Origin of the sequence: Rhizobium sp. PP-CC-3G-465 (genome assembly GCF_004343445.1) — a bacterium.
Lineage (GTDB): Bacteria > Pseudomonadota > Alphaproteobacteria > Rhizobiales > Rhizobiaceae > Ferranicluibacter > Ferranicluibacter rubi.
This window is the reverse complement of the sequence record NZ_SLYH01000001.1, coordinates 1,297,341-1,323,550: the sequence shown is the minus strand read 5'-3', so window position 1 is coordinate 1,323,550 and position 26,210 is coordinate 1,297,341. Positions and strand designations below refer to the sequence as shown.

28 protein-coding genes and 2 tRNA genes are annotated in these 26,210 nt (G+C 61.9%); 25 read left to right on the top strand and 5 right to left on the bottom strand.

The genetic code is table 11. The features are described 5' to 3' along the window. Positions 1-32: 32 nt before the first annotated feature. Complete coding sequence (locus tag C8J33_RS26975) at positions 33-185, bottom strand: hypothetical protein (RefSeq protein WP_165929744.1); 153 nt, start codon at positions 183-185, stop codon at positions 33-35. Between the two features lie 29 nt (positions 186-214). On the opposite strand from C8J33_RS26975, the gene C8J33_RS06210 reads away from it, so the two are divergent. Continuing rightward, on the top strand, positions 215-595 hold the full coding sequence (locus tag C8J33_RS06210) for a CAP-Gly domain protein (protein WP_092933249.1): 381 nt from the start codon (positions 215-217) through the stop codon (positions 593-595). A 41-nt stretch (positions 596-636) separates the two neighbouring features. Here C8J33_RS06210 and C8J33_RS06205 read toward each other — a convergent pair whose 3' ends face one another. The 3 genes from C8J33_RS06205 to C8J33_RS26970 all read right to left on the bottom strand — a co-directional run bounded on the left by C8J33_RS06205 (position 637) and on the right by C8J33_RS26970 (position 2,841). Beyond that, positions 637-867, bottom strand: coding sequence for a hypothetical protein (locus tag C8J33_RS06205; RefSeq protein ID WP_132447033.1), 231 nt, complete (start codon positions 865-867; stop codon positions 637-639). A 185-nt stretch (positions 868-1,052) separates the two neighbouring features. Then, positions 1,053-1,409, bottom strand: a complete 357-nt coding sequence (locus C8J33_RS06200; RefSeq protein WP_132663455.1) for a response regulator — start codon at positions 1,407-1,409, stop codon at positions 1,053-1,055. Beyond that, positions 1,402-2,841: an HWE histidine kinase domain-containing protein gene (locus C8J33_RS26970; RefSeq protein ID WP_245507070.1), complete on the bottom strand. Its 1,440-nt coding sequence runs from the start codon at positions 2,839-2,841 to the stop codon at positions 1,402-1,404. The genes C8J33_RS06200 and C8J33_RS26970 overlap by 8 nt, the downstream gene beginning before the upstream one ends. 325 nt (positions 2,842-3,166) lie before the next feature. On the opposite strand from C8J33_RS26970, the gene C8J33_RS06190 reads away from it, so the two are divergent. From C8J33_RS06190 to C8J33_RS06165, 7 genes are all read left to right on the top strand, one after another. Further along, positions 3,167-3,445, top strand: a complete 279-nt coding sequence (locus C8J33_RS06190; RefSeq protein WP_110799559.1) for a hypothetical protein — start codon at positions 3,167-3,169, stop codon at positions 3,443-3,445. A gap of 24 nt (positions 3,446-3,469) precedes the next feature. Continuing rightward, the gene (locus tag C8J33_RS06185; protein WP_110799558.1) at positions 3,470-3,889 is read left to right on the top strand and encodes a DUF4174 domain-containing protein; all 420 of its coding nucleotides are present in this window, start codon (positions 3,470-3,472) and stop codon (positions 3,887-3,889) included. 43 nt (positions 3,890-3,932) lie between these two features. Then, complete coding sequence (locus tag C8J33_RS26965; protein ID WP_165906705.1) at positions 3,933-4,091, top strand: hypothetical protein; 159 nt, start codon at positions 3,933-3,935, stop codon at positions 4,089-4,091. A gap of 390 nt (positions 4,092-4,481) precedes the next feature. Beyond that, positions 4,482-6,092, top strand: a complete 1,611-nt coding sequence (locus C8J33_RS06180) for a peptide ABC transporter substrate-binding protein (RefSeq protein WP_132663454.1) — start codon at positions 4,482-4,484, stop codon at positions 6,090-6,092. Between the two features lie 263 nt (positions 6,093-6,355). After that, positions 6,356-7,279, top strand: a complete 924-nt coding sequence (gene oppB, locus C8J33_RS06175) for an oligopeptide ABC transporter permease OppB (RefSeq protein ID WP_110799555.1) — start codon at positions 6,356-6,358, stop codon at positions 7,277-7,279. Then, positions 7,272-8,402 carry an ABC transporter permease gene (locus C8J33_RS06170; protein WP_132663453.1) on the top strand — a complete coding sequence of 377 codons (1,131 nt, stop codon included), beginning with the start codon at positions 7,272-7,274 and terminating at the stop codon, positions 8,400-8,402. Before oppB ends, C8J33_RS06170 begins: the two co-directional genes overlap by 8 nt. A 1-nt stretch (position 8,403) precedes the next feature. Beyond that, positions 8,404-10,008: an ABC transporter ATP-binding protein gene (locus tag C8J33_RS06165; protein ID WP_132663452.1), complete on the top strand. Its 1,605-nt coding sequence runs from the start codon at positions 8,404-8,406 to the stop codon at positions 10,006-10,008. A gap of 157 nt (positions 10,009-10,165) precedes the next feature. Here C8J33_RS06165 and C8J33_RS06160 read toward each other — a convergent pair. Then, a tRNA-Val gene (locus tag C8J33_RS06160) sits at positions 10,166-10,241 on the bottom strand. A gap of 444 nt (positions 10,242-10,685) precedes the next feature. Here C8J33_RS06160 and C8J33_RS06155 point away from each other — a divergent pair. The 17 genes from C8J33_RS06155 (at position 10,686) to C8J33_RS06080 (ending at position 26,202) form a co-directional block, all read left to right on the top strand. Beyond that, positions 10,686-10,762, top strand: a tRNA-Asp gene (locus C8J33_RS06155). 343 nt (positions 10,763-11,105) lie between these two features. Further along, entirely contained in the window at positions 11,106-11,471 is a 366-nt protein-coding gene (locus tag C8J33_RS06150; RefSeq protein WP_062468417.1) for an NADH-quinone oxidoreductase subunit A, read from the top strand. Next, complete coding sequence (locus C8J33_RS06145; protein WP_110726339.1) at positions 11,462-12,040, top strand: NuoB/complex I 20 kDa subunit family protein; 579 nt, start codon at positions 11,462-11,464, stop codon at positions 12,038-12,040. The genes C8J33_RS06150 and C8J33_RS06145 overlap by 10 nt, the downstream gene beginning before the upstream one ends. Positions 12,041-12,117: 77 nt before the next feature. Continuing rightward, positions 12,118-12,717 carry an NADH-quinone oxidoreductase subunit C gene (locus C8J33_RS06140; protein WP_110799552.1) on the top strand — a complete coding sequence of 200 codons (600 nt, stop codon included), beginning with the start codon at positions 12,118-12,120 and terminating at the stop codon, positions 12,715-12,717. Positions 12,718-12,778: 61 nt separating this feature from the next. After that, positions 12,779-13,153 carry a four helix bundle protein gene (locus C8J33_RS06135; protein WP_281024616.1) on the top strand — a complete coding sequence of 125 codons (375 nt, stop codon included), beginning with the start codon at positions 12,779-12,781 and terminating at the stop codon, positions 13,151-13,153. Positions 13,154-13,209: 56 nt separating this feature from the next. Then, the gene (locus C8J33_RS06130; RefSeq protein ID WP_110799550.1) at positions 13,210-14,400 is read left to right on the top strand and encodes an NADH-quinone oxidoreductase subunit D; all 1,191 of its coding nucleotides are present in this window, start codon (positions 13,210-13,212) and stop codon (positions 14,398-14,400) included. Continuing rightward, positions 14,400-14,570, top strand: a complete 171-nt coding sequence (locus tag C8J33_RS26960; RefSeq protein WP_165906706.1) for a hypothetical protein — start codon at positions 14,400-14,402, stop codon at positions 14,568-14,570. Before C8J33_RS06130 ends, C8J33_RS26960 begins: the two co-directional genes overlap by 1 nt. A 17-nt stretch (positions 14,571-14,587) precedes the next feature. Continuing rightward, on the top strand, positions 14,588-15,475 hold the full coding sequence (nuoE, locus tag C8J33_RS06125) for an NADH-quinone oxidoreductase subunit NuoE (protein ID WP_110799549.1): 888 nt from the start codon (positions 14,588-14,590) through the stop codon (positions 15,473-15,475). Positions 15,476-15,675: 200 nt separating this feature from the next. After that, entirely contained in the window at positions 15,676-16,980 is a 1,305-nt protein-coding gene (gene nuoF / locus C8J33_RS06120) for an NADH-quinone oxidoreductase subunit NuoF (RefSeq protein WP_092987890.1), read from the top strand. Positions 16,981-16,984: 4 nt separating this feature from the next. Beyond that, complete coding sequence (locus C8J33_RS06115) at positions 16,985-17,716, top strand: hypothetical protein (protein WP_132663451.1); 732 nt, start codon at positions 16,985-16,987, stop codon at positions 17,714-17,716. A gap of 171 nt (positions 17,717-17,887) precedes the next feature. Further along, entirely contained in the window at positions 17,888-19,969 is a 2,082-nt protein-coding gene (gene nuoG / locus C8J33_RS06110) for an NADH-quinone oxidoreductase subunit NuoG (protein WP_132447055.1), read from the top strand. Positions 19,970-19,989: 20 nt separating this feature from the next. Beyond that, positions 19,990-21,033 (top strand): NADH-quinone oxidoreductase subunit NuoH, encoded by a 1,044-nt coding sequence (gene nuoH / locus C8J33_RS06105; RefSeq protein ID WP_132663450.1) that lies wholly within the window; start codon positions 19,990-19,992, stop codon positions 21,031-21,033. 64 nt (positions 21,034-21,097) lie between these two features. Next, a complete protein-coding gene (nuoI, locus tag C8J33_RS06100; protein WP_110726331.1) occupies positions 21,098-21,589 on the top strand; it encodes an NADH-quinone oxidoreductase subunit NuoI in 492 nt (163 codons plus the stop codon). A 144-nt stretch (positions 21,590-21,733) separates the two neighbouring features. Continuing rightward, positions 21,734-22,348, top strand: a complete 615-nt coding sequence (locus C8J33_RS06095) for an NADH-quinone oxidoreductase subunit J (protein WP_110726330.1) — start codon at positions 21,734-21,736, stop codon at positions 22,346-22,348. A gap of 30 nt (positions 22,349-22,378) precedes the next feature. After that, positions 22,379-22,687, top strand: coding sequence for an NADH-quinone oxidoreductase subunit NuoK (nuoK, locus tag C8J33_RS06090; protein ID WP_062468393.1), 309 nt, complete (start codon positions 22,379-22,381; stop codon positions 22,685-22,687). A 6-nt stretch (positions 22,688-22,693) separates the two neighbouring features. Beyond that, positions 22,694-24,691: an NADH-quinone oxidoreductase subunit L gene (gene nuoL / locus C8J33_RS06085; RefSeq protein ID WP_110799546.1), complete on the top strand. Its 1,998-nt coding sequence runs from the start codon at positions 22,694-22,696 to the stop codon at positions 24,689-24,691. Then, entirely contained in the window at positions 24,691-26,202 is a 1,512-nt protein-coding gene (locus C8J33_RS06080) for an NADH-quinone oxidoreductase subunit M (RefSeq protein WP_132447059.1), read from the top strand. Before nuoL ends, C8J33_RS06080 begins: the two co-directional genes overlap by 1 nt. Positions 26,203-26,210 lie beyond the last annotated feature (8 nt).

The window sequence follows — 26,210 nt, the reverse complement described above, 5'->3', positions numbered from 1 at the left end:
CCGTCCAGCGCCGGACTTGCGGGCGGATGGCATCAGGCCCTATAGGGATGCACCGTGCCGGCATTCATCTCCATGGCTGCCGTGGACGATATTCCCGCTTCGACGCTATCGCTCACGGCATTGGCGACGAGGCGGAGACGGCAAAGGGGAAACCGGAGCACGCTTGCGTGGCGGGCTTTTCTCATTCGAGTGGCCATTCGGGCCGGAGGCAGCGATGAACAATTTCCATGTCGGCCAGAAGGTCGTCTGTATCGACGACAAGTTCAAGAACGTCTCGATCGACCAGCTGATCCGCAAGGGCGAGATCTACACGATCCGCTGGGTCGGCCCGTATAGCCATTACATCGACGGCGAGTTCATCGGCGTGAAGCTGGAGGAAATCAACCGTGGCAATGATGACGGCCCGGAAGGCTACGGCGCTGCCGACATGCCCTACCGCGCAACGCGGTTCCGCCCGCTGCTGAAGGATCGCCTGTCGTCGCTGAAGAACCTGCTGGCACCGACTCCGAAGGGCGAAACGCCGTATTCGCCGCCAGCTCCAGAAGAGCCGAAGCGCGCTGCGCCGAAGCGGGAAAAGGAAAAGGTCGATACCTGAGGAGGACGCGGCCCGCGCCTATCGTCGGGCCGCATGTCATTTTATCGCTGCTGTTTGCGGCGGTCGCTATCCTGCAGGAGGTCCTGTAGCGCGGCTTCGCTGATCATGCCGCACTGGAAGACGTGAATTCTGCGCGCCGCCGCGACGTCGCCCGTTTCGGCGCCGGCCGTGCAATGGTCCTCGAAGACGCGCTCCAGCGCATGCCCGCCGCGAGGGGCATGCCGAGCGTCCGGGCGTCTGTCGGCAACAAGACCGAAATCCCTTGTGGGCATGATGATCTCCACGGGTTTGACTGGCATGCGATTGTACAGGACAGATCGTCCTTGGCGATTCCCAGAACTGGCCTATCAATCATCATAGAGCCGATGAATTTTCCGAAGCGTTCTGAAAGATACTACGTGACGGCGATGACGCGGAAATGACCGTTTCGTGACATTGCAAATGCGCAGGAAGGGCGTCAGAGTGCCGCCGTCAGCAGGCGCCTGACATCGCCGACATCGAACGGTTTTTGCAGGACCGGCGCCGAAATGCCGGAGCCATCGAGGCCCGCCGCGCCGTATCCACTGGCAAAAACGAACGGTATGCCGCGCCCTTGCAGCATCTTGGCGACGGGGAAGGACGGTTTTCCCGCAAGGTTGATGTCGAGGATGGCCACATCGATATCGATCGTGCGGGCAAGGTCGAGGGCCGGTTCCAGCCGCATGGCCATTCCGGCGATCTCGCAGCCGAGCTGGAGGATGAAGTCCTCGATGAGGAGCGCGACCAGCATCTCGTCCTCCACGATCAGCACGCGTTTTCCGGCAAGCTTATCCAAGGCCGACGCCTTCGCGGATGGCGGAGAGCGGAGCGGCCAGTTCGAAGACGAGGCCATCCGGCCTATGGTGGATGCGCACCTGCCCGGAAAGCTCGGCAGGCAGGGCGCGCTCGAGGAGATGGGATCCGAAACCGCGCCGCTGCGGCGCGTGCACCGGCGGTCCGCCGATCTCGCGCCAGGTCATCCGAAAGACGTCCCGGTCGTCCACCACGACCGTCTCGCAAATGATCTCTACGCGACCCTCCGTGCGGGATAGGGCGCCGAACTTGGCCGCGTTGATGGCGAGCTCGTAGAGCGCCAGCGCCAGAGAAAGCGCTGCATGCGGCTCCAGCCGCAAGGGTGGGGAGGTTACGTCGAGCTGGGGACGGTCCGGATCGTCATGTGTCGAAAGCGCTGTCTCCAGCACCTCGTTGAGATCGGCACCGGTCCAGTTCTGCGCGGTCAGCATGTTGTGGGCGCGCGAGAGCGCGAGAATGCGGCCATTGATCGAATCGGATGCCTCTTTCAGCGACATGGCGCCGCGAAGAGTCTGCGACGTGATTGCCTGCACGGAGGCGAGCGTGTTCTTCACACGGTGATTGAGTTCGTTGACCAGCAGACGCTGCCGATGCTCGGCAATCACCCGCTCGGTCACGTCGGATCCCTGCACGAAGATATGCGTAACCTCGCCGCTATCGGCCGTGATGGGTTGATAGACGAAATCCACGAAGCGCTCCTCCGGTCCCGTTGCCAGTGAGCGGACAAGAATGAGGCGCTCAGACCAGCGACTGACAGGCTCGCCGGAGCGATAAGCCTCATCGAGGAGATCGCCAAAACCCTGATCGGCAAGCTCCGGCAGCGCTTCGCTGACCGGCTTGCCGATCACGTCCCGGTTGCCGATCAGCGCCTGGTAGTTCGGGTTGACCAGCTCGAACACGTGGTTCTCGCCCCGCAGCATGGCCATGAAGGTCGGCGCTTGGGCGAAGAGTTGGAGCAGCCGCTCGTGCTCGCGGGCGATCCGCTGGCGCGCCAGAACCTCCCGCGTCGTTTCCACCACGATGGCGATGACGCCCGCCGGCGTGCCCGTCTCGTCGAGCACGGGTGAATAATCGAGGTTCATCCAGACCTGTTCCGGCACGCCGCGCCGATGCAGCGTCAGTTCCTGATCGCGATAGGCGAGCGTTCCCCCTGAAAGCCCGACCTTCATCACATTGTCGTTGAATTCGGCGATCTCGGCCCAGCCTTCCCGTACCCGGGAGCCGAGAAGCTGTGGATGGCGCGTGCCGGCAAAGCCGGAATAGGCGTCGTTATAGATCATGATGCCATGCTCGCCCCAGAGCATGACGATCGGCACCGGGGACTGGAGAAGGAGGGCGGTCGCGGTGCGAAGACTGCCGGGCCACGTTTCAACGCGTCCGAGCGGCGTGGCACTCCAGTCGAAGTTGCGGATCAATTGACGGATTTCACCGCCTTTTCCCAGGAAGGCGAATGCATCTTGTGACGCGTCTGCAGCGCTTATGGCCCCAGCCCCTTCGGCCCGATTGTTCTCGGCCATTCCCACCACCGTTTGTCCGTCCGTCTTTCGGTGAGACGGCGGCGGCACCGACGCTCGTCTCATTGGTATGACGAAATAGCAATCCGGCGTCATCTGGCAAGATGCTGTCGTGACAACTCTTGGCGCCATCCGGGTGCCATCTGGAACAATCGTGTCGATCCGCGTGTTGCTGATGTAACGCAGGCGCGCGCGGTGCGCCCATGCGCGCGGGAGGACGAACGTCATGAGCAGCAATGTGGAACCGAGGACATTCGGGCACGGAACGATGGAGGGCAACAGGGACGTCGAGGCTTGCAAGGCAACACTTGGCGATGCCTTCCAGGCGGTGACGACGAGCGGCGAAGTGAGCATGGGTTCAGCCGCCGGTGCTGAAATCCCGAGCGAACTTCAGGAACTGATTAAACAAGCTGAGGCATCAGGCTGGCACCGCGACGTTGCGGAGGAAGCGATCCGTCAGCTGGCGCGCGAACTGCTCGGCGCTCGCGGGGCGTCCTTCGACTGAAACGCGAACGCAAAGGAGACGACCATGCTGAAATCCCTGATGACCGAAATCTTCGGCGTCGGCCCCCATCCAGAGGAGACGTCCGGCAATCTGCATGATCTGCAGTGGGAAAAGCGCGTGCTCGTGATCTTCTCCGACCCTGCTGGCACAAAGTCGGACAGCCAGCTTCGCGCCCTAATGATGGACAGGGATGCGCTTCGCCAGCGCGATCTGGCAATTTTTACCGTGGACGGCAACGACGTTCGTCCAGAGTTCGGCTCGGACGTCGTGCCGCAGGCTCACACATTGCGCAAGGAACTGGGCTGCGCGCCCGGCACCTTTGCCGTCGTGCTGGTCGGTAAAGACGGCCATGTGAAAAGCCGCTTCGATGATGTGGTCGATCCCGATGTGCTTTTCGCCGAAATCGACAGCATGCCGATGCGGCAGGCCGAAATCCACAGATAGCCAGTCCAACCGGCTGTGAAACCCGTTTTTGACAGGAGACATCATGTCCAATGTGCCCGACCCCATCTCGACGCCAAACCCCGGTAATCCGCCGATCCCCACGCCCATGCCGCCGATTACCGAACCGGAACCGGACCGGCTGCCCGACGAAACGCCGAATCCCAATCCCGATGAAAACGACGCACCGCCGCTATCGGTGTGAGCATCGTCGGACGGCGTTTGCCCACAACGTCGTCAGCACGACCTTTCAAGGATGATGGAAGACCAGAAGAAATGCGGCAGCAACCACCAGCTGTCGCATTTCTGTCTTTGCACAAAGCGAGATCCGTTCGTCTTATCACGTGCCAGGTCAGAGATTGCCTTTGACGTAAGGTGCAGCGTGCCTTCGTGCGGCTCTACGCGCAGGGCATGGAGACGATGAGGGTATCTTTCATGAAGACGATCCTGCAACCGCTCGGACTGTAACCCGCAGATTTCGCTTCCCTCGTCCATGGGGATCGCGCGCCGGAAGAGGGTTGCCTTTATGCATTTTTTCGCCTTTGTTGTCGCTTTGGCGCCAGCCTGATGGCGCAAACGGGCAAGGAGATCACCGATGACCGCACCCCTGACTGCCGTGACACGACACCTCCGACGCGCTGCCCTGATCGGCTCGCTGCTGCTCGGCGCAAGCCCTGCGCTTGCCGAGGCCGTGCTGAACCGTGGCAATGCCGGCGAACCGCAGACGCTCGACCAGGCCCATACGTCGATCAACATCGAGGCGTTCATCCTCAAGGACCTCTACGAGGGCCTGACGACACATGATGCCAAGGGCGAGATCGTGCCGGGTGCGGCCGAAAGCTGGACGGTTTCGGACGACGGGACGGTTTACACCTTCAAGCTGCGTGAGAACGGCAAATGGTCGGACGGATCGCCGGTGACGGCGGAAGACTTCGTGTTCTCGCTGTCGCGCATCGAGGATCCGAAGACAGCGGCCGGCTATGCCAATATCCTCTACCCGATCAAGAATGCCGAGAAGATCAACAAGAGCGGCCTGGCACTCGACCAGTTGGGCGTGAAAGCCATCGACGCGAAGACGCTGGAGATCACGCTCGAACGCGCGACGCCTTATTTCCTGGAACTCCTCGCCCACCAGACGGCGCTGCCGGTTTCCAAGGCGAGTTTCGAGAAGAACGGCACGGACTTCGTCAAGCCGGGGATCATGGTGTCGAACGGCGGCTTCAAGCTGACAGAGCACGTCGCCAACGACCACCTGACACTGACCAAGAACGAGCAACACTGGGACGCCGCCAACATCAAACTCGACAAAGTCGTTTTCTACCCGCTCGAGGACCAGGCCGCTGCCGTGCGTCGCTACGAGGCCGGTGAACTGCATGTGAACTACAATTTCTCCGCCGATCAGATCGAGCGGCTGAAGACCCTGGTCGGCGACGAGGTGCATATCTCGCCGGCGCTCGCCACCTATTACTATGTGTTCGACACACGCACCGCGCCGATGGACGACGTCCGCGTGCGCCGCGCGCTCTCCATGGGCATCGATCGCGACTTCCTCGCCAAGGAAATCTACAGCGGCTCGCAGCAGCCGGCCTATGGCTTCGTTCCCCCCTGCCTCCCGGATTACGGTGCGCCATCGGTTGCCGACTTCGCGACGAAAAGCCAGCTCGACCGCGAGGATGACGCCTTGGCGCTCTTGAAAGAGGCAGGATACGGCGAGGGCGGCAAGCCGCTCGACATCGAGATTCGCTACAACACCAACCCCAACCACGAGCGCGTGGCGACCGCCGTCGCCGACATGTGGAAGACGGCCTTCAACGCCAAGGTGACGATGGTCAATCTCGACGTCTCCTCGCACTACGCCTACCTGCAGGAAGGCGGTAAGTTCTCCGTCGCCCGTGCCGGCTGGACGGCAGATTACGGCGATCCGGAAAACTTCCTTGCCATGAACACGACGAGCAACGTCACCTTCAACTATGCCAAGTGGAGCAACGCCGACTACGACGCGCTGATGGCGAAGTCCAACGACGAAAAGGACCCGGCGGCCCGCGCAAAGCTGCTGCATGAAGCCGAGACGATCCTCATGAAGGAGCAGCCCGTGGCGCCGCTCCTCTACCAGAACGAGCTGTGGCTCGTCTCCAAGAAGGTCAAGGGCTGGGTTGACAACGCCAATAACGAACACCCGAGCCGATTCCTCAGCATTGCCGAGTAATTGCGCGGCAGGCCGGAAGAAAAGACCCTCTCTGGCCTGCCGGCCATCTCCCCCACAAGGGGGGAGAAGACTCGTGGTACGCTCGCCTCTTCACGATGGAACGTCTCCTGAGGGAAAGGGAGTTCAGCCCAGGATCTTTTCCCCCCTTGTGGGGGAGATGCCCGGCAGGCCAGAGAGGGCGTGGCTTAGCGGAGAGCTTCAATAGAGGTGGCTCGTCGCGTGTTCTCCACCCACCACAACACCGCCTCCCATCGGAGAAGGCCATGTTATCCTTCGTTTTCCGCCGCTTGGCGAGCGCCGTGCCGACCCTTTTCATCGTCGTCACGATCTCGTTCTTCCTCATGCGGTTTGCCCCCGGCGGCCCGTTCAACCTCGAACGCCCGCTCTCGCCGCAGACCATGGCCAATCTCAACAAGGCCTATGGGCTGGATCTGCCGCTGTGGCAGCAATATCTGCGCTATCTCGGTAACGTCGTGCGCGGCGATTTCGGTCCGAGCTATATCTACCGCGACAATACGGTCGATCAGCTGATCGGCATGGGGCTGCCCTATTCGATCGAGCTCGGCCTCTGGGCGCTGGGCGTGGCGCTGGTGGGCGGTGTTGCCGCCGGCACATTCGCGGCCCTGCGTCAGAACAGCTTTATTGACGTCGCCATCATGACGCTGTCGACGGTGGGCGTCACGGTGCCGAACTTCGTCGTCGGCCCTGTGCTGACGCTGGTCTTCGCCGTCACCCTGTCCTGGCTGCCGGCCGGCGGCTGGGGCGATGGCTCGCTGCGGTTTCTCATCCTGCCGATGATCGCGCTCGCGCTGCCGCAGCTGGCAGTGTTCGCGCGTCTGACGCGCGGCGCGATGATCGAGGCGCTGCATACGGACCATATCCGCACCGCACGCGCCTATGGCCTGCCGGCGCGAACGGTGGTGGTGACGCATGCGATGCGGGCCGCCATGCTGCCGGTCGTCTCCTACCTCGCGCCCTGCGCCGCAGCCCTTCTCACCGGATCGGCCGTCATCGAGACACTGTTCACCATTCCCGGCGTCGGCCGCTTCTTCGTGCTTGGCGCCATCAACCGCGATTACACGCTGGTCATGGGCACGGTCGTGCTGATCGCGGTCTTCGTCATCGTCTTCAACCTTGTGGTCGATATTCTCTACGGCCTGCTCGATCCGAGGGTTCGTCATGAGTGATCTTGCCCAAATGCCGGCGGTTCTGCCGGAAGCGGCCAGCCGCAGCCTGTTCCAGCTTGCCGCAATGCGCTTCCGGCGCAACCGTGCGGCCATGGCCGGCAGCGTCGTGCTGGTACTGGTCGCGCTGTTCTCGTTCCTAGGGCCGCTGTTCATCAGCCACAGCTACGATCAGGTGTTTCCCTCCTACGTCTCCGTGCCGCCGAGCCTCGAACCGCGGCCCGGTGCCGACAGCCTGCAGGGCGCGATCTCATCAGCAGCGACGCGGGCGCGCGTCACGCTTCAGGCCTTCAAGGTCGAGGGGCAGACGTTCACGGCTACCTTCACCTCCGACGCGACCATCGATCCCCGCACAACCCGCTATATCGACCGCGCCAACGAGTTCGACGACACCAAGGTGACGGAAACGCGCGATGACGGCCGGACGATCGTGGTCGAGGGCCGCGTGTCACGCGAATATTTCCTGTTCGGCACCGATTCGAACGGCCGCGACCTTGTCGCGCGCGTCATGCTGGGCGGCCAGATCTCGCTTGCCGTCGGCCTGCTCGCCAGCCTCGTCTCGCTCGGCATCGGCGTCCTATACGGCGCGACCTCGGGTTATCTCGGCGGCCGGGTCGACAATATCATGATGCGGTTCGTCGAGATTCTCTATTCGCTGCCCTTCGTGTTTCTCGTCGTCGTGCTCGTGGTCTTCTTCGGTCGCTCCTTCATTCTCATCTTCCTCGTCATCGGCGCGGTGGAGTGGCTGGATATGGCGCGAATCGTGCGCGGCCAGACGCTGGCGCTGAAGCGCCGGGAGTTCGTGGCGGCCGCTCAGGCATTGGGGCTCACCGACTGGCAGATCATCCGCCGACACGTGGTGCCCAACACCATCGGCCCGGTCGTCGTCTTCGTTACCGTCGTCGTGCCCAAGGTGATCCTGCTCGAAAGCTTCCTCTCCTTCCTCGGCCTTGGCGTGCAGGCACCGCTGACCAGCTGGGGTGCGCTGATCTCGGAAGGGGCGAACAACATCCAGTCGGCGCCCTGGCTGCTCATCTTCCCCGCCATCTTCTTCGTCCTCACGCTGTTCTCGCTGAACTTCGTGGGCGATGGCCTGCGCGACGCACTCGATCCGAGGGACCGCTGACATGCCGGAACCAAAAGACATCATTCTCGACGTTCGCGATCTCAAGGTGACGTTCGATACGCCGGACGGGCCGGTCGAGGCGGTCAAGGGGATCGATCTCCACGTGCGCGCCGGCGAAACGCTCGCCGTCGTCGGCGAGAGCGGCTCCGGCAAGAGCCAGACGATGATGGGCATCATGGGGCTGCTGGCGGCAAACGGCCGTGTAACGGGCAGGGCGACCTATCGCCGGCAGGACCTGATCGGCCTGCCGGTGAAGGCGCTGAACGCGGTGCGTGGCGCGAAGATCACCATGATCTTTCAGGAGCCGATGAGTTCGCTCGATCCGCTCTACACCATCGGCCGCCAGATCTGCGAACCGATCGTCCACCACCGCGGCGGCAGCTTCCGGCAGGCGCGAACCCGCGTTCTCGAATTGCTCGAACTCGTCGGCATTCCCGACCCGCGGCGGCGCATCGACAGCTATCCGCACGAACTCTCCGGCGGCCAGCGCCAGCGCGCCATGATCGCGATGGCGCTCGCCAACGATCCCGACATCCTGATTGCCGACGAGCCGACGACCGCCCTCGACGTGACGATCCAGGCACAGATTCTCGATCTCCTCCGGTCGCTGCAGACGCGATTCGGTATGGCGGTGGTTCTCATCACCCATGATCTCGGCGTGGTGCGCCATGTCGCCGATCGGGTCGTCGTGATGCGGCGGGGCGAGGTGGTGGAGCAGGGGCTGACGACGGATATCTTCGAGCGTCCGCAGGCCGACTACACGAAGATGCTGCTGGACGCCGAGCCGCGTGGCGAGAAGCCGCCGGTTCCGACATCTGCACCCATCCTTCTCGACGGACAGCGCGTCTCCGTCGATTACGCGACGGGCGGCGGCCTGTTCTCCAAGCGCTCCGGCACCTTCCGCGCCGTGGACAAGGTCAGCATTCGCCTGCGGGAGGGGCAGACCATCGGCGTCGTCGGTGAATCGGGTTCGGGAAAGTCGACGCTCGGGCGGGCGCTGCTGCAGCTCGTTCCCGCCTCCGGCATCATTCGCTTCGACGGACAGGATATTTCCGGCTTCGACCGGAAAGCGATGCGTCCGCTCCGGCGCGAGATGCAGCTGGTGTTCCAGGACCCCTTCGGCTCGCTCTCGCCGCGCCAGACGGTCGGAGAGATCATTACCGAAGGTCTCTACGTCCACGAGCCGGAATTAAGTCGTGCCGATCGCGACAAGCGGGCCATCGAAGCGCTGAAGGAGGTCGGTCTCGATCCCCAGGCGCGCAACCGCTATCCGCACGAATTCTCCGGCGGCCAGCGACAGCGCATAGCCATCGCCCGGGCGATGATTCTCAAACCTCGCCTCGTCATTCTCGATGAGCCGACCTCGGCGCTCGATCGCTCGGTGCAAGGACAGGTCATCGATCTCCTGCGGAGCCTTCAGGATGCCCAAGGGCTTTCCTACGTCTTCATCAGCCACGACCTTGCCGTCATCAAGGCTATGGCCGACTACGTCATCGTGATGAAGGACGGAGAGATCGTGGAGGAGGGGGAGACGGAAACGTTGTTCGCGGCGCCTCGACAGGCCTACACGCAAACCCTGCTCAGTGCCGCCTATACGGCGGTGTGACGCGACAAGACCGGCGCGCGCACGCGCGTCGTTCCTTCCCTTGACGGGAGCCACAGAGAAGAAGGAGGTGCCTGATGCGCGCATTCGCGGGCCGTGTCCCGATTGGGTGCACACGACGACACTATAAGGTACGGTAAAACCAAGGCGGGGGAGAGAATGGTGGGCGATGACGGACTCGAACCGCCGACATCCTCGGTGTAAACGAGGCGCTCTACCAACTGAGCTAATCGCCCGCCGTGTTGGTGGGCGTGATGTATTCGGAACTGCTGGAAACCGCAAGGCCGCAGGTGCGGTTTTTCGAACTTTTTTGCCGGCTTGGTCCCGATGCGTTTATTTTCAAGGATTCTGAGGGTTTTCATCATGTTGAAGCGCCGGTTTTCGCATCTCTCTGCCGGTCGTTACGGAGACAGACCCGCCTTGTGGAAAAGCCGCATCTTTTTCTAAGACGCGGAAAACGAGAGGTTTTTCGCCGCCAAGCCCTGATTTGCAGGGGGTTGGGAAGGGGAAGACGAGCGGACACCGGACGGCTGCCGACAATAAATTCAAGTTTGTCATGATTTTGTATTTGAACGCGCTTGACACTCCCCGAAACCCCCCGTAAACAGCCGCTCATCGAACGGCGCAACGCTGAACGGTCACGGAAGACGGACTGAAAAGAACGGTTTTCCAAACAATGCGCGGGTGTAGCTCAGTTGGTTAGAGTGCCGGCCTGTCACGCCGGAGGTCGCGGGTTCGAGCCCCGTCACTCGCGCCATTTTACTTTCACAGTAAAATGAAAATGTCGATCAGCGGTCCTCGAAAGAGGGCCGCGACATTTTGCCCTTCCACCCTTCAAGGGTTCCCTGAGACTGGTAATTTCCGCTGAAACGGCTATGTACGTTGCAACTTGGTATTGCTTCGGATGTGATCCGTACGGCTGGGATGGAACCGCAGAATATGCAGATTCTTCATTCGCTTGGACGAGCGGATGAAAACAAGATGCGAGGCTTGCGCCATGGCGCGGGCTGCGCTAACGACTTTGGCGTTGCAACATTTTTCGGCCTGCAGGCAGACGCCAATCGCGCCTCACCGGCGCGGCCGCGGGCAGGGACAAAATAATGACAGACCTTCTCGGCTCTTATATCCCGATCGCCATCTTCATCGGCATCTCGCTGGTCATTGGCCTCGCGCTTCTTGCTGCGCCGTTCGCGGTCGCCTTCAAGGCGCCGGACGACGAAAAGCTTTCGGCCTACGAGTGTGGCTTCAATGCGTTCGACGATGCGCGCATGAAGTTCGACATTCGCTTCTATCTCGTGTCGATCCTGTTCATCATCTTCGACCTGGAAGTCGCCTTCCTGTTCCCTTGGGCCGTCGCGTTCAAGGGTATGGGCTGGTTCGGTTTCTGGTCCATGATGGCCTTCCTCGGCGTGCTGACCATCGGCTTCATCTATGAATGGAAGAAGGGAGCACTCGAATGGGAGTAGCAACCACGAACACCATGGTGGCTGAGGCCCCCAAGGGCATCATCGATCCCTCGACCGGCAAGCCGGTCGGTGCGAACGATCCGTTTTTCGGCGAAATCAACAATGAGCTCGCCGACAAGGGTTTTCTCGTCACCTCGACCGACGAGCTGATCAACTGGGCCCGTACCGGTTCGCTGATGTGGATGACGTTCGGCCTGGCCTGTTGCGCCGTCGAAATGATGCAGATGTCGATGCCGCGCTACGACGCCGAGCGCTTCGGCTTTGCGCCGCGCGCCTCGCCGCGCCAGTCCGACGTGATGATCGTCGCGGGCACGCTGACCAACAAGATGGCGCCGGCACTTCGCAAGGTCTATGACCAGATGCCGGAGCCGCGTTACGTCATCTCGATGGGCTCCTGCGCCAATGGCGGCGGCTACTATCATTATTCCTACTCGGTGGTGCGCGGATGCGATCGCGTCGTGCCTGTCGATATCTACGTGCCGGGCTGTCCTCCCACGGCAGAAGCGCTGCTTTACGGCGTGCTCCTGCTGCAGAAGAAGATCCGCCGCACGGGCACGATCGAACGCTAGGCCCTCGGGGTCTTCGATCAAAGGGTTCATGGCCGCATGCGGCCTGGGCCCGATGGTCATCCGGATAAGGACACGCAATGAGTGAAGCTCTGAACAGCCTCGCGACCTACCTTCGGGAAACCAAAGGCGCCCTGTTCGCCGAAGCGACGATCGCGTTCGGCGACCTGACGCTGACGACGACCGGCGAGAACATCGTCGAACTCCTGACCTTCCTACGCGACGATGCCCGTTGCGGCTTCATCAACATCATCGACGTCTGCGGCGTGGATTACCCCGCGCGCGCGCAGCGTTTCGACGTGGTCTACCACTTCCTGTCGCCGAAGCAGAACCTGCGCATCCGCGTCAAGGTCGCAACGTCGGAAGAAGAGCCCGTTCCCTCGATCTGCAGCGTCTTCCCCGGCGCCGACTGGTTCGAGCGCGAAGCCTACGACATGTACGGCATCCTCTTCACCGGCCACCCGGACCTCCGCCGCATCCTCACCGACTACGGTTTCGAGGGCTATCCGCTGCGCAAGGATTTCCCGCTGACGGGCTATGTCGAAGTGCGCTACAACGACGAAGCCAAGCGCGTGGTCTACGAGCCGGTCGAACTCAAGCAGGAATTCCGCAATTTCGATTTTCTGTCTCCCTGGGAGGGGACGGATTATGTGTTGCCGGGGGATGAGAAGGCGAAGTGAGGCGATTAGGAAATCGGCAGTCGCCAATCGGCGGTCGTTTTGAAGGAGAAGTGACACGACGATCAACTCCTATCGGGATTTGAGAGTTTGGCAGCGGGCCATGGATCTTGCTGTCGAGTGTTATGACCTGACGAAGGTGTTTCCTCGAGAAGAGGCTTTTGGGCTCGTGTCCCAGATCAGGCGATCGGCGGCTTCCATAGCAGCCAATATTGCCGAAGGACACGGAAGGGATTCGACGGGCGCGTATGTCCATCATCTTAAGATTGCTCAAGGGTCTTTGAAGGAACTGGAGACGCATCTGATCCTGTCCGTGAGGGTAGGGATGATTACCGGCGATCGTACGGCCACGTCGATGGAACTTGCGACGGACATTGGAAAAATGCTGCGCGCCCTGATACGGGTTTTGCTAGATGGACGGCATGAGCGCGACGAGTGATATGAACGACCCTACTGGCGACTGGCTAATTGCAGAGAGCGCGGAGCGCGAAGCGAATGAACGAACACAACATCCGCAACTTCAACATCAACTTCGGGCCGCAGCACCCGGCGGCGCATGGCGTTTTGCGCTTAGTGCTGGAGCTTGACGGGGAAATCGTTGAGCGGGTCGATCCGCATATCGGTCTGCTGCACCGCGGCACCGAGAAGCTGATCGAGGCGAAGACCTATCTTCAGGCTCTGCCGTATTTCGACCGTCTCGACTACGTTGCTCCGATGAACCAAGAGCACGGGTTCTCGCTCGCCGTGGAAAAGCTGACCGGCACAGAGGTGCCGATCCGCGGGCAGCTGATCCGCGTGCTCTATTCCGAAATTGGCCGCATTCTGTCGCATCTTCTCAACGTGACCACGCAGGCTATGGACGTCGGCGCGTTGACGCCGCCGCTCTGGGGCTTCGAAGAGCGCGAAAAGCTGATGGTGTTCTACGAGCGCGCCTCCGGCTCGCGCATGCATGCGGCCTACATCCGTCCGGGCGGGGTTCATCAGGACCTGCCGCACGAGTTGGTCGAGGATATAGGCAAGTGGATCGATCCGTTCCTGAAGACCGTCGACGATATCGATGAGCTTCTGACCGGAAACCGCATCTTCAAGCAGCGCAACGTCGATATCGGCGTCGTTAGCCTTGAGGACTGCTGGGCCTGGGGTTTCTCGGGCGTCATGGTCCGTGGTTCGGGCGCTGCCTGGGACCTGCGCAAGTCGCAGCCCTACGAGTGCTATGCCGACATGGATTTCGACATTCCGATTGGCAAGAACGGCGACTGTTACGATCGCTACCTCATCCGCATGATCGAGATGCGCGAGTCGGCGAAGATCATGCGCCAGTGCGTGGATCGCCTGCTCGGCGACGCCAAGGTCGGCCCGGTCTCCTCACTCGACGGCAAGGTCGTTCCGCCGAAGCGCGGCGAGATGAAGCGGTCGATGGAAGCGCTCATCCACCACTTCAAGCTCTATACCGAAGGTTACCACGTTCCGGCCGGCGAAGTTTACGCCTCGGTCGAGGCGCCGAAGGGCGAGTTCGGCGTCTATCTCGTGTCGGATGGCACCAACAAGCCGTATCGCTGCAAGATCAGGGCTCCCGGTTACGCGCACCTGCAGGCGATGGACTATATCTGTCGTGGCCACCAGCTTGCCGACGTTTCGGCCATTCTCGGCTCGCTGGATATCGTGTTCGGGGAGGTCGATCGCTGATGCTGGACCGCTCCGTCGCCGCCCGCCGCTTCGTCATCCAGACGCTCGACCGTCTTCTGGCCCAGTCGGCCACGAACGGGCAGTCTTCCGCCGCGGCCGATCGCCGCGAACAAAATTCCTCCGGACCCGAGCCGCTGTTCAACAGCATGTTCGCCGGATCGAGAAACTGAAATAGGGTGCGGTAACAATGTCCGTTCGTCGACTAGCCGATGTAGCCGTCCAGCCGCAGCAGTTCGCATTCAGCGATTCGAATGCTGCGTGGGCGCAGACCACCATCCGGAAGTATCCGGAAGGCCGCCAGCAGTCCGCTGTCATCCCGCTTCTGATGCGGGCGCAGGAGCAGGACGGATGGGTCACCAAGGCCGCAATCGAGAGCATCGCCGACATGCTCGACATGCCTTACATCCGCGTTCTCGAAGTCGCGACCTTCTACACCCAGTTTCAGCTGAAGCCGATCGGCACGCGGGCGCATATCCAGGTGTGCGGCACGACGCCCTGCATGCTGCGCGGCTCGGAAGAGCTGATCGCGCTCTGCAAGCGCAAGATCCATGGCCAACCGCTGACCCAGAACGAGAGCGGCACGCTGTCGTGGGAAGAGGTCGAGTGTCAGGGCGCCTGCGTCAATGCGCCAATGGTGATGATTTTCAAGGACAGCTATGAAGACCTGACGGTCGAGCGCCTGGAAGAGATCATCGATACTTTCGAGGCTGGACGGGGTGCAGAGATCGTTCCGGGGCCGCAGATCGATCGCATCTTCTCCGCACCGATCGACGGCCTGACGACGCTGACCGAGGAGCCGACGCCGCAGCGCAATCAGGTCACCGAGCCCCCGGCACCGCCCGCGCCGCAGGAGGGGGCTTCGGTTCCCCCGTCGGAAGCCGGCCGCCCGAAGAGCACGGACGCCGAAACAAACCCGACGATGAAGACGCCGGCCACCGCGAAGAGCGAGTCGGCTGCCAATGCCAAGAAGGAAGGCGGCGAGACCAAGGATGCTGCATCCGTGGACACGCCTGAGGGCGGCGAAAAGACCGACCTGACAGCCGGTGCCGGCAAGCCGGCGCCCGAGGCAAAATGATGTAACGGCGGGGCACCGTCGCGCCGGGTTCGGCGCACGGTGGCTCTGGCCACGGGCTGCGAAGCCTTGTACACCGGAGGGATCGGCAGCCGCCGACGACCGGTGCCAAGAGGCGGACGACGGCAGCCCGACGAATGGACGCAAGGACTGACCCGCTTTGACGGCGGATCCACATTCTCGAAGAATCGGCGGACTGAGCCATGCTTGACGATAAAGATCGCATCTTCACCAATCTCTACGGCCTTCACGACAAGTCGCTGAAGGGCGCGATGTCGCGTGGCCACTGGGACGGCACCAAGCAGATCCTGGAAAAAGGTCGCGACTGGATCATCAACGAGATGAAGGCCTCCGGCCTGCGCGGCCGCGGCGGCGCCGGCTTCCCGACCGGTCTCAAATGGTCCTTCATGCCGAAGGAGAGCGACGGACGCCCGCATTACCTCGTCGTCAATGCCGACGAATCGGAGCCCGGCACCTGCAAAGACCGGGACATCATGCGTCACGATCCGCACACGCTGATCGAAGGCTGCGTCATCGCCAGCTTCGCCATGGGCGCACATGCCGCCTACATCTATGTGCGCGGCGAATATATGCGCGAACGCGAAGCGCTGCAGGCCGCCATCGACGAATGTTACGATGCGGGTCTCCTCGGCGCCAACAACAAGCTCGGCTGGGACATGGAGATCTTCGTCCACCATGGCGCCGGCGCCTATATCTGCGGCGAGGAAACCGCGTTGCTCGAAAGCCTGGAAGGCAAGAAGGGCCAGCCGCGCCTGAAGCCGCCATTCCCGGCCAACATGGGCCTCTACGGTTGCCCGACGACGGTCAACAACGTCGAATCGATCGCGGTCGCACCGACGATCCTTCGTCGCGGCGCTGGCTGGTTCTCGTCCATCGGCCGTCCGAACAATGTCGGCACGAAGCTGTTCATGGTCTCCGGCCATGTCAACAAGCCGTGCACATTCGAAGACGCGATGGGAACGCCGTTCCGCGAGATGATCGAGCGCCATTGCGGCGGCGTCCGCGGCGGTTGGGACAATCTTCTGGCCGTCATTCCCGGCGGCTCGTCCTGCCCTGTGGTGAAAGCCGAGCATATCATCGATGCACCGATGGATTTCGACGGCATGCGCGACGTCAAGTCGTCGTTCGGTACTGCGGCCATCATCGTGATGGATCGCTCCACCGACATCATCAAGGCCATCTGGCGTCTGGCAGCTTTCTACAAGCATGAAAGCTGCGGCCAGTGCACGCCATGCCGTGAAGGCACGGGCTGGATGATGCGCGTCATGGAGCGCATGGTTCAGGGCCGCGCGCAGAAGCGCGAAATCGACATGCTGTTCGACGTAACGAAACAGGTCGAAGGTCATACAATCTGCGCACTCGGCGACGCAGCCGCCTGGCCGATCCAGGGCCTGATCCGCAACTTCCGTCCCGAGATGGAAGCGCGGATCGATGAATACACCCGCAACGCCTCCTCGCATGGCGCTGTTCTGCAAGCCGCGGAGTAACAGAATGACAACGTCGCCGTATGACGATGAGCAGGCCGGTCCCGCAGACGCGCAGGGCTCTTCGTCGTCGTCAAAGGGCGATCCCGCGGGTTTTGCCGGCTGGACGAAAGAGGGCGGGCCGCCCTTGCCGCCGCTGATGCAGCATCCCACGGCTTCGGTCGCGGCGGTCGCGGCGATGGGCTTCGGAATGGCAAGCCATTTTGCCGGTTTCATGCTCGGTGCGATGCAGGGGTTCATGGAGGCAGCACAGAAGGCGGCCGCTACCGCCGAAGCGGAGCGTCAGGCAGGGCAGGGGGCAGCATCTGCTGCAATCACTACGACGGAACCTGCCAGCGCCGATGAAGCGGCCAAGGTCGGTGCGCCGAAAGCGGATGCCGAGGCTGCAGAAAAGCCGGTCGCCGATCTCGTGGCCGTCGCTGCGGAAGCAACGGCTGCCGCGGTCGCACGAGCCTCTGCCGCCGTTGCCAAGACTTCGCCGCGGGCCGCGAAGGGGGCAAGCCCGGCTGCAAAGCCTGCGCGCGCCCGCCGCGGCAAGGCTGCAGACGACCTGAAGAAGATCTCCGGCATCGGCCCGAAGCTGGAGCAGGTTTTGAAAAGTCTTGAGGTCACGCAGTTCAGCGAAATTGCGGCTTGGGACGAGAACGATATTGCCCGGTTTGACCGGGAGCTCAGCGCCAGCGGTCGCATCGTGAAGGATCGCTGGGTCGAACAGGCCAAGGTGCTCGCAAAGAGCTGAGAGCCGACGCCGAACCGACATGCTTCGGCTAAGGCTGCCAAAGCTTACGGGGCCGTGGCCCGCAGGGATGATCGAGGCCAATGGCCTCGGGACAGATTGGGCCGCTAAGGCCCTTTGACGATCGATCCGTCGCTTGAAGACCGGCGGAAGAGGACAGGATTGAGTGCGAAGATGGCAAAGCTGAAAGTCGACGGAAAAGAGATCGAAGTCCCGGATCATTTCACGCTGCTTCAGGCATGCGAGGAAGCCGGCGCCGAGGTTCCGCGCTTCTGTTTCCACGAGCGACTGTCGGTTGCCGGCAATTGTCGCATGTGTCTGATCGAGGTGAAGGGTGGCCCGCCGAAGCCGGCGGCTTCTTGCGCCATGGGCGTGCGCGACCTGCGCCCGGGGCCAAACGGCGAGACGCCCGAAGTCTTCACGACCACGCCGATGGTCAAGAAGGCCCGCGAAGGCGTCATGGAATTCCTGCTGATCAACCACCCGCTGGATTGCCCGATCTGCGACCAGGGCGGCGAGTGCGACCTGCAGGACCAGGCGATGGCCTTCGGCGTCGACTCGACCCGCTATAACGAGAACAAGCGCGCCGTCGAAGACAAGTATATCGGCCCGCTGGTGAAGACGGTTATGAACCGCTGCATCCATTGCACGCGCTGCGTCCGCTTCACCACCGAAGTCGCCGGCATCGCTGAGCTGGGCCTTATCGGCCGCGGCGAAGATGCGGAAATCACAACCTATCTCGAGCAGGCGATGACATCGGAGCTTCAGGGCAACGTGGTCGATCTCTGCCCCGTCGGCGCACTGACCTCGAAGCCCTATGCGTTCAACGCGCGTCCGTGGGAACTCGGCAAGACCGAATCGATCGACGTCATGGATGCCGTGGGCTCCGCCATCCGCGTCGATACGCGCGGTCGCGAAGTCATGCGCGTCATGCCCCGCATCAATGAAGAGATCAACGAAGAGTGGATCTCCGACAAGACCCGCTTCATTTGGGATGGCCTGAAGACGCAGCGTCTGGACCGCCCCTACGTGAAGAAGGACGGTCGTCTGCAGCCCGCAAGCTGGGGCGAGGCCTTCGCCGCCATCAAGGGCGCCGTGGCCAAGACCAGCGGCGACCGCATCGGCGCGATTGCCGGCGACCTTGCATCCGTCGAGGAAATGTATGCCCTGAAGGGGCTGATGACGGCGCTCGGCTCCACGAGTATCGACTGCCGCCAGGACGGTGCAGCGCTCGATCCGTCCCTCGGCCGTTCAAGCTATCTCTTCAATCCCACCATCCAGGGCATTGAAAACGCTGACGCCCTCCTGATCATCGGCGCCAACCCTCGCTTCGAAGCATCGGTGTTGAACGCCCGCATCCGCAAGCGCTTCCGGATGAGCAAGTTCCCGATCGGCGTCATAGGTGAAGCCGCCGAACTGCGCTACACCTATGATTACCTTGGCGCCGGTACGGATACGCTGGGCGAATTGCTCGCCGGCCGCGGTAGCTTCTATGAGGTGCTGACGAAGGCCGAGCGTCCGATGATCATCATCGGGCAGGGCGCCCTGATCGGTGACGGCGGCGCGTCGGTTCTGGCATCTGCTGCAAAGCTTGCCGGTGCGATCGGCGCGATCTCCGAAGGCTGGAACGGCTTTGCTGTGCTTCACACGGCGGCAGCCCGCGTCGGCGGTCTCGATCTCGGCTTCGTACCGGGCGCGAACGGCAAGACGGCGCAGGAGATGGTGACGGGCACGGACGTGCTCTTCCTTCTCGGCGCCGATGAGATCGATCTCGATGCCCGCAAGAGCGGCTTCACGGTCTATATCGGCTCGCATGGCGACAACGGTGCCCATGGCGCGGATGTCATCCTTCCCGGCGCGACCTATACCGAGAAATCCGGCATCTGGGTCAACACCGAAGGCCGCGTCCAGATGGGCAATCGCGCTGGCTTCGCACCGGGCGAGGCACGTGAAGACTGGGCGATCCTGCGGGCTCTGTCCGACGTGCTGGGCAAGAAGCTACCCTTCGATTCGCTCACCGAGCTGCGTCGAAAACTGGTCGCGGAATTCCCGCATTTCGGCGAGGTCGATACGATCGCCGAGCCCGTTGACGGCGAAATTGCCGCACTTGCACAAAAAGCCGGTGAGATGACCAAATCCGCGTTTGCGTCTCCGGTGAAAGACTTCTATTTGACGAACCCGATAGCGCGCGCTTCCGCGGTCATGGCCGAATGTTCGGCGCTGGCTCGCAATAATTTCAAAGCGGCAGCGGAATGAGCGCGGGAGAATAAGGCACCATGGACAGTTTTCTTTCGACCTATGTCTGGCCGGCGGCCATCATGATCGGCCAGTCGCTTCTGCTGCTGGTCGCTCTCCTGATCTTCATCGCCTATATCCTGCTGGCCGACCGCAAGATCTGGGCAGCGGTGCAGCTGCGCCGTGGACCCAACGTGGTGGGTCCCTTCGGTCTTTTCCAGTCCTTCGCCGATCTTTTGAAGTTCGTCGTCAAGGAGCCTGTGATTCCCGCCGGTGCCAACAAGGTTCTCTTTCTGCTGGCGCCGCTGGTCTCGGTGACGCTGGCGCTCGCCGCCTGGGCCGTCGTTCCCTTGAACGACAACTGGGTGATGGCGAACATCAATGTCGGCATCCTCTACGTTCTCGCCATCTCGTCGCTTGAAGTCTACGGCGTCATCATGGGCGGCTGGGCGTCGAACTCCAAGTACCCTTTCCTGTCGGCTCTTCGGTCTGCAGCGCAGATGGTGTCCTACGAAGTCTCGATCGGCTTCGTCATCGTCACCGTGCTGCTTTGCGTCGGCTCGCTGAACCTGACGGACATCGTCAATTCGCAGCGCGACGGTCTGGGCACGATGATGGGCCTGCCGGGCTCCTTCCTCGACTGGTACTGGCTGCCGCTGTTCCCGATGTTCATCGTGTTCTTCATTTCGGCGCTGGCCGAAACGAACCGGCCCCCCTTCGACCTCGTGGAAGCCGAATCCGAACTCGTGGCCGGCTTCATGGTCGAATACGGCTCCACCCCCTACATGATGTTCATGCTCGGCGAGTACGCTGCCATCTGCCTGATGTGCGCGCTCACCACGATCCTCTTCCTCGGCGGCTGGCTGCCTCCGGTGGACGTCTGGTTCCTCAACTGGGTTCCCGGCATCATCTGGTTCGTGCTGAAGGCCTCGCTGGTGTTCTTCATGTTCGCGATGGTCAAGGCGTTCGTGCCGCGCTACCGCTATGACCAGTTGATGCGTCTTGGCTGGAAGGTGTTCCTTCCCTTGTCGCTCGTCATGGTCTTTATCGTTGCAATCACGCTGAAGCTCGGTGGATGGGCCTGATGCCCGTCCGCAGCTTCGCGACAGTCGCTGGCGTCTCCAAGGCCAGCTCATTCGGAGGTAAATGATGGCCGCCATTTCGCAAGCCGTCAGATCGCTGTTCCTCAAGGAGTTCGTCGGCGCGTTCTTCCTGTCGATGCGGTATTTCTTCGCGCCGAAGGCGACGCTGAACTACCCGTTCGAAAAAGGTCCGATCAGCCCGCGTTTCCGCGGGGAGCATGCGTTGCGTCGCTATCCGAACGGCGAAGAGCGCTGCATCGCCTGCAAGCTGTGCGAGGCGATCTGTCCCGCCCAGGCTATCACCATCGAAGCCGGCCCGCGCCGCAATGACGGCACCCGCCGCACGGTGCGCTACGACATCGACATGGTGAAGTGCATCTATTGCGGCTTCTGCCAGGAAGCCTGCCCGGTTGACGCGATCGTCGAAGGGCCGAACTTCGAATTCGCCACCGAGACGCGTGAAGAGCTGTACTACGACAAGGACCGCCTTCTTTCGAACGGCGACCGTTGGGAGCGCGAAATCGCCCGCAACATCGGCATCGACTCGCCGTATCGTTAAGACGACGGCGCCATCTCGGCGCAGCGCCGCCCGCCCGGGCGGCGATACACTGGAAATTTGGGTGTCGACCGGACCTCTCCGGTCGGCCAGGAACGGTTTGCGCGAAGGCAGATCGCTCCGGGGAAGACGAAAAAGGCACCGGTCATGGGTCTGCAGACTCTATTCTTCTATCTCTTCGCCTTCATCGCCGTCGCATCGGCGTTCATGGTGATTTCGGCCAGGAACCCGGTCTATTCGGTCCTGTTCCTCATCCTGTGCTTCTTCAACTCGGCGGGCCTGTTCCTGCTGACGGGAGCTGAGTTCCTCGCGATGATCCTGCTGGTCGTCTATATCGGCGCCGTCGCGGTTCTCTTCCTCTTCGTTGTGATGATGCTCGATATCGACTTCAACCAGTTGCGCTCGGGCGTGCTCGATTACGCACCGGTGGGCGCGCTTGTCGGCTTGATCCTCGCGGCCGAGCTGATCATCGTCGTTGCCGGCAGCACCTTCTCACCGGAGATCGCCAAGACGGTGTCGATGCCGATCCCGGCCGTGACCGACCGCACCAACACCGCCGCCCTCGGCGACGTCATCTACACCCACTACATCTACTACTTCCAGATTGCCGGCCTCGTGCTGTTCGTCGCCATGATCGGCGCGATCGTGCTCACGCTGCGCCATCGCCCCAACATCAAGCGCCAGAACATTTCCCAGCAGGTCGCCCGCGTTCCCGCCACCGCCGTCGAGGTGGTGAAGGTCAAGCCGGGGCAGGGGCTCTGAGCCGGTACTGAAGGTCAAGGACAAGACATCATGGAAATCGGTATTTCCCACTATCTGACCGTCAGCGCCATCCTGTTCACGCTGGGCGTCTTCGGCATCTTCCTCAACCGCAAGAACATCATCGTCATCCTGATGTCGGTGGAGCTCATCCTGCTCGCGGTGAACATCAACATGGTCGCCTTCTCGTCGTTCCTCAACGACATCACCGGCCAGGTGTTCGCGCTGTTCATTCTGACGGTTGCCGCGGCGGAAGCCGCCATCGGTCTTGCAATTCTCGTCGTCTTCTATCGTAACCGCGGCTCTATCGCGGTCGAAGACGTCAACATGATGAAGGGCTGATCGGCCATGGATACCATCATCAAAGCGGTCGTCTTCCTGCCGCTCATCGGCTTCCTGATCGCAGGCCTGTTCGGCTCGAAGATCGGTGCGAAGGCCTCGGAATATGTGACCACCGGCCTCATGGCCGTCGTTGCCGTCCTGTCCTGGGTCGTCTTCTTCCACGTCGGTCTCGGCGAAACGGAGATGATCAAGGTCTTCGTCATGCGCTGGATCCAGACCGGCAGTTTTGACACCGAATGGGCCTTCCGCGTCGATACGCTGACGGCCGTTATGTTCGTGGTCGTCAACACCGTGTCGTTCCTAGTGCACCTGTACTCCATCGGCTACATGCACCACGATCCGCATCGCCCGCGGTTCTTCGCCTATCTCTCGCTCTTCACCTTCGCCATGCTGATGCTGGTGACCTCCGACAACCTGCTGCAGATGTTCTTCGGCTGGGAAGGCGTGGGTCTCGCGTCCTACCTGCTCATCGGCTTCTGGTACAAGAAGCCTTCGGCGAGTGCTGCGGCCATGAAGGCATTCATCGTCAACCGCGTCGGCGACTTCGGCTTCGCGCTCGGCATCTTCGGCGTCTTCGTCCTGTTCGGCTCGATCTCGTTCGAGACGATCTTCGCGACGGCCGCGACCTACCTGCCGGCCGAAGGTGCGGCCAACGCGACGGACACCGTCATCACGCTGTTCGGCATGCATCTCGATCGCGCCGACGCCGTCACTGGCGTCGCACTTCTGCTCTTCATGGGCGCCATGGGTAAGTCGGCGCAGTTCCTGCTGCACACATGGCTGCCGGACGCCATGGAAGGCCCGACCCCGGTCTCGGCCCTCATTCATGCCGCGACCATGGTCACCGCCGGCGTCTTCCTCGTCGCCCGTATGTCGCCGGTGTTCGAGCTATCGCCGACGGCCCTGACCGTGGTCACGCTGATCGGTGCGATCACCGCCTTCTTTGCAGCCACCGTCGGTCTCGTGCAGAACGACATCAAGCGCGTCATCGCCTATTCGACCTGTTCTCAGCTCGGTTACATGTTTGTGGCGCTGGGCGTCGGCGCCTATGGCGCTGCCGTGTTCCACCTCTTCACGCACGCCTTCTTCAAGGCGCTTCTGTTCCTCTGCGCCGGCTCGGTCATCCATGCCGTCGATGGTGAGCAGGACATGCGCCACATGGGCGGTCTGCGTCCGCACATCAAGATCACCTTCGCGATGATGCTGATCGGAACGCTCGCCATCACCGGCGTTGGCATTCCCTTCACGCCGGTCGGCTTTGCCGGCTTCTTCTCCAAGGACGTGATCATCGAGGCGACGTACGCTTCGCACTCGCCGCTCTCGGGCTTCGCCTTCACGCTTCTGGTCATCGCCGCTCTGTTCACGAGCTTCTATTCCTGGCGCCTGATGTTCCTGACCTTCTTCGGCAAGCCGCGCGCGAGCCATGAGGTCATGCATCATGTGCATGAATCGCCGATGGTCATGCTTGTGCCGCTCTTCATCCTCGGTTTCGGCGCCATCGTCGCCGGTGTCCTCGGCGAAGGCTACTTCTATGGCCATGAATATGCGGAGTTCTGGCAGGGTGCGCTGTTTACCTCGGCCGAAAACGAACTGCTGGAAGAGTTCCACCATGTTCCGGCTCTCGTGGCGCTTAGCCCGTTCATCGCCATGGTGCTCGGCTTTGTCACGGCATGGTACTTCTACATCAAGTCGCCGGAAACGCCGAAGGCGCTGGCCCGCCAGCATCGCGGCCTCTACCAGTTCCTTTTGAACAAATGGTACTTCGACGAGCTCTACGACTTCCTGTTCGTGCGTCCCGCCAAGCGCCTCGGCACTTTCCTCTGGAAGGAGGGTGACGGTCGCGTCATCGACGGCTTCGGTCCGAACGGCGTTGCCGCCCGGGTCATGGACGTCACGCGCGGCGTCGTGCGCCTGCAGACCGGTTACCTCTATCACTATGCGTTCGTGATGCTGATCGGCGTCGCCGCACTCGTTACCTGGATGATGCTCGGGAGCTCCTTCTGATGACCGATTGGCCCATTCTCTCGGCGGTCACCTTCCTGCCGCTGGTCGGCGTTGTGCTCCTGCTTCTGATGCGCGACGACAGCGCCTCCGGTCGCCGCAACGTGCTCAACATCTCGCTCGCAACGACGGTCGTCACCTTCCTGCTGTCGCTGTTCATCTGGGCCGGGTTCGATAATGCGAACCCGGGTTTCCAGATGGTCGAGCGCCATGCCTGGCTCGGCACCGGTATCTCCTATCATCTGGGCGTCGATGGCATTTCGATGCTGTTTGTCATCCTCACGACGTTCCTGATGCCCTTCTGCGTACTGGCGAGCTGGCACTCGATCGAAAAGCGTATCAAGTCCTACATGATCGCCTTCCTGCTGCTGCAGGTCGTCATGACGGGCGTGTTCGTCTCGCTTGATATCGTGCTCTTCTACGTGTTCTTCGAAGCGACCCTGATCCCGATGTTCGTCATCATCGGCGTCTGGGGTGGCAAGGAGCGCGTCTATGCCAGCTACAAGTTCTTCCTCTACACGCTGTTCGGCTCGGTCCTGATGATGCTCGCCATCATGGCGATGTACTGGCAGACCGGCACGACAGACATGGTCGAACTCCTGAAGGCCGGCTTCCCGGCAAGCATGCAGACATGGCTCTGGCTCGCCTGCTTTGCGGCCTTCGCCGTGAAGATGCCGATGTGGCCCGTCCACACCTGGCTGCCGGATGCGCACGTTCAGGCACCGACGGCCGGTTCCGTCATCCTTGCCGGCGTCATGCTGAAGCTCGGCGGCTACGGCATGGTGCGCATCTCGCTCGGCATGTTCCCGCTCGCATCCGATCAGTTTGCGCCGCTTGTCTTCACGCTGTCCGTCGTCGCCATCATCTACACCTCGCTGGTCGCGATGATGCAGCAGGATATCAAGAAGCTGATCGCCTACTCCTCCGTCGCCCACATGGGTTACGTGACCATGGGCATCTTTGCGGCCAATGTTCAGGGCGTGCAGGGTGCGATCTTCCAGATGTTGTCGCACGGTATCGTTTCCTCCGCGCTCTTCCTCTGCGTCGGTGTGGTCTATGATCGCCTGCACACCCGCGAGATCTCGGCCTATGGCGGCCTCGTCAACAACATGCCGAAATACGCCGTGATCTTCATGATCTTCACCATGGCGAATGTCGGACTTCCCGGCACCTCCGGCTTCGTCGGGGAAATCACGACCCTGCTCGGCGCCTTCCAGGCGAACACCTGGGTCGCCTTCTTCGCCACGACCGGCGTCATCCTCTCGGCCTGCTACGCGCTGTGGCTCTATCGCCGCGTGATGTTCGGTGCGCTGGAGAAGGAGAAGCTGAAGGCTTTGCTCGACCTGTCGCCGCGCGAGAAGGTGATCCTCTACCCGCTCGCGGTACTCACTATCTTCTTCGGCGTCTATCCGGCGCCGGTCTTCGATGCCACGGCGGCTTCCGTCGATGTGCTGATCAATAATTACACGACCGCCGTTCAGGCAGCGCAGTCCCTTGCGCTCTCGGCAAACTGACGACGGGG

Coding starts and splice junctions, on each gene's coding strand:
- C8J33_RS26965 (WP_165906705.1), top strand. CDS start 3,933: ATGTCCAATGTGCCCGACCCCATCTCGACGCCAAACCCCGGTAATCCG.
- C8J33_RS06165 (WP_132663452.1), top strand. CDS start 8,404: ATGCCGGAACCAAAAGACATCATTCTCGACGTTCGCGATCTCAAGGTG.
- C8J33_RS06190 (WP_110799559.1), top strand. CDS start 3,167: ATGAGCAGCAATGTGGAACCGAGGACATTCGGGCACGGAACGATGGAG.
- C8J33_RS06095 (WP_110726330.1), top strand. CDS start 21,734: ATGGGTCTGCAGACTCTATTCTTCTATCTCTTCGCCTTCATCGCCGTC.
- C8J33_RS06205 (WP_132447033.1), bottom strand. CDS start 867: ATGCCCACAAGGGATTTCGGTCTTGTTGCCGACAGACGCCCGGACGCT.
- C8J33_RS26960 (WP_165906706.1), top strand. CDS start 14,400: ATGCTGGACCGCTCCGTCGCCGCCCGCCGCTTCGTCATCCAGACGCTC.
- nuoK (WP_062468393.1), top strand. CDS start 22,379: ATGGAAATCGGTATTTCCCACTATCTGACCGTCAGCGCCATCCTGTTC.
- C8J33_RS06210 (WP_092933249.1), top strand. CDS start 215: ATGAACAATTTCCATGTCGGCCAGAAGGTCGTCTGTATCGACGACAAG.
- nuoE (WP_110799549.1), top strand. CDS start 14,588: ATGTCCGTTCGTCGACTAGCCGATGTAGCCGTCCAGCCGCAGCAGTTC.
- nuoF (WP_092987890.1), top strand. CDS start 15,676: ATGCTTGACGATAAAGATCGCATCTTCACCAATCTCTACGGCCTTCAC.
- C8J33_RS26975 (WP_165929744.1), bottom strand. CDS start 185: ATGAGAAAAGCCCGCCACGCAAGCGTGCTCCGGTTTCCCCTTTGCCGT.
- C8J33_RS06180 (WP_132663454.1), top strand. CDS start 4,482: ATGACCGCACCCCTGACTGCCGTGACACGACACCTCCGACGCGCTGCC.
- C8J33_RS06130 (WP_110799550.1), top strand. CDS start 13,210: ATGAACGAACACAACATCCGCAACTTCAACATCAACTTCGGGCCGCAG.
- nuoG (WP_132447055.1), top strand. CDS start 17,888: ATGGCAAAGCTGAAAGTCGACGGAAAAGAGATCGAAGTCCCGGATCAT.
- C8J33_RS06170 (WP_132663453.1), top strand. CDS start 7,272: ATGAGTGATCTTGCCCAAATGCCGGCGGTTCTGCCGGAAGCGGCCAGC.
- C8J33_RS06145 (WP_110726339.1), top strand. CDS start 11,462: ATGGGAGTAGCAACCACGAACACCATGGTGGCTGAGGCCCCCAAGGGC.
- C8J33_RS06080 (WP_132447059.1), top strand. CDS start 24,691: ATGACCGATTGGCCCATTCTCTCGGCGGTCACCTTCCTGCCGCTGGTC.
- C8J33_RS06150 (WP_062468417.1), top strand. CDS start 11,106: ATGACAGACCTTCTCGGCTCTTATATCCCGATCGCCATCTTCATCGGC.
- C8J33_RS06115 (WP_132663451.1), top strand. CDS start 16,985: ATGACAACGTCGCCGTATGACGATGAGCAGGCCGGTCCCGCAGACGCG.
- nuoL (WP_110799546.1), top strand. CDS start 22,694: ATGGATACCATCATCAAAGCGGTCGTCTTCCTGCCGCTCATCGGCTTC.
- C8J33_RS06185 (WP_110799558.1), top strand. CDS start 3,470: ATGCTGAAATCCCTGATGACCGAAATCTTCGGCGTCGGCCCCCATCCA.
- C8J33_RS06140 (WP_110799552.1), top strand. CDS start 12,118: ATGAGTGAAGCTCTGAACAGCCTCGCGACCTACCTTCGGGAAACCAAA.
- nuoH (WP_132663450.1), top strand. CDS start 19,990: ATGGACAGTTTTCTTTCGACCTATGTCTGGCCGGCGGCCATCATGATC.
- nuoI (WP_110726331.1), top strand. CDS start 21,098: ATGGCCGCCATTTCGCAAGCCGTCAGATCGCTGTTCCTCAAGGAGTTC.
- oppB (WP_110799555.1), top strand. CDS start 6,356: ATGTTATCCTTCGTTTTCCGCCGCTTGGCGAGCGCCGTGCCGACCCTT.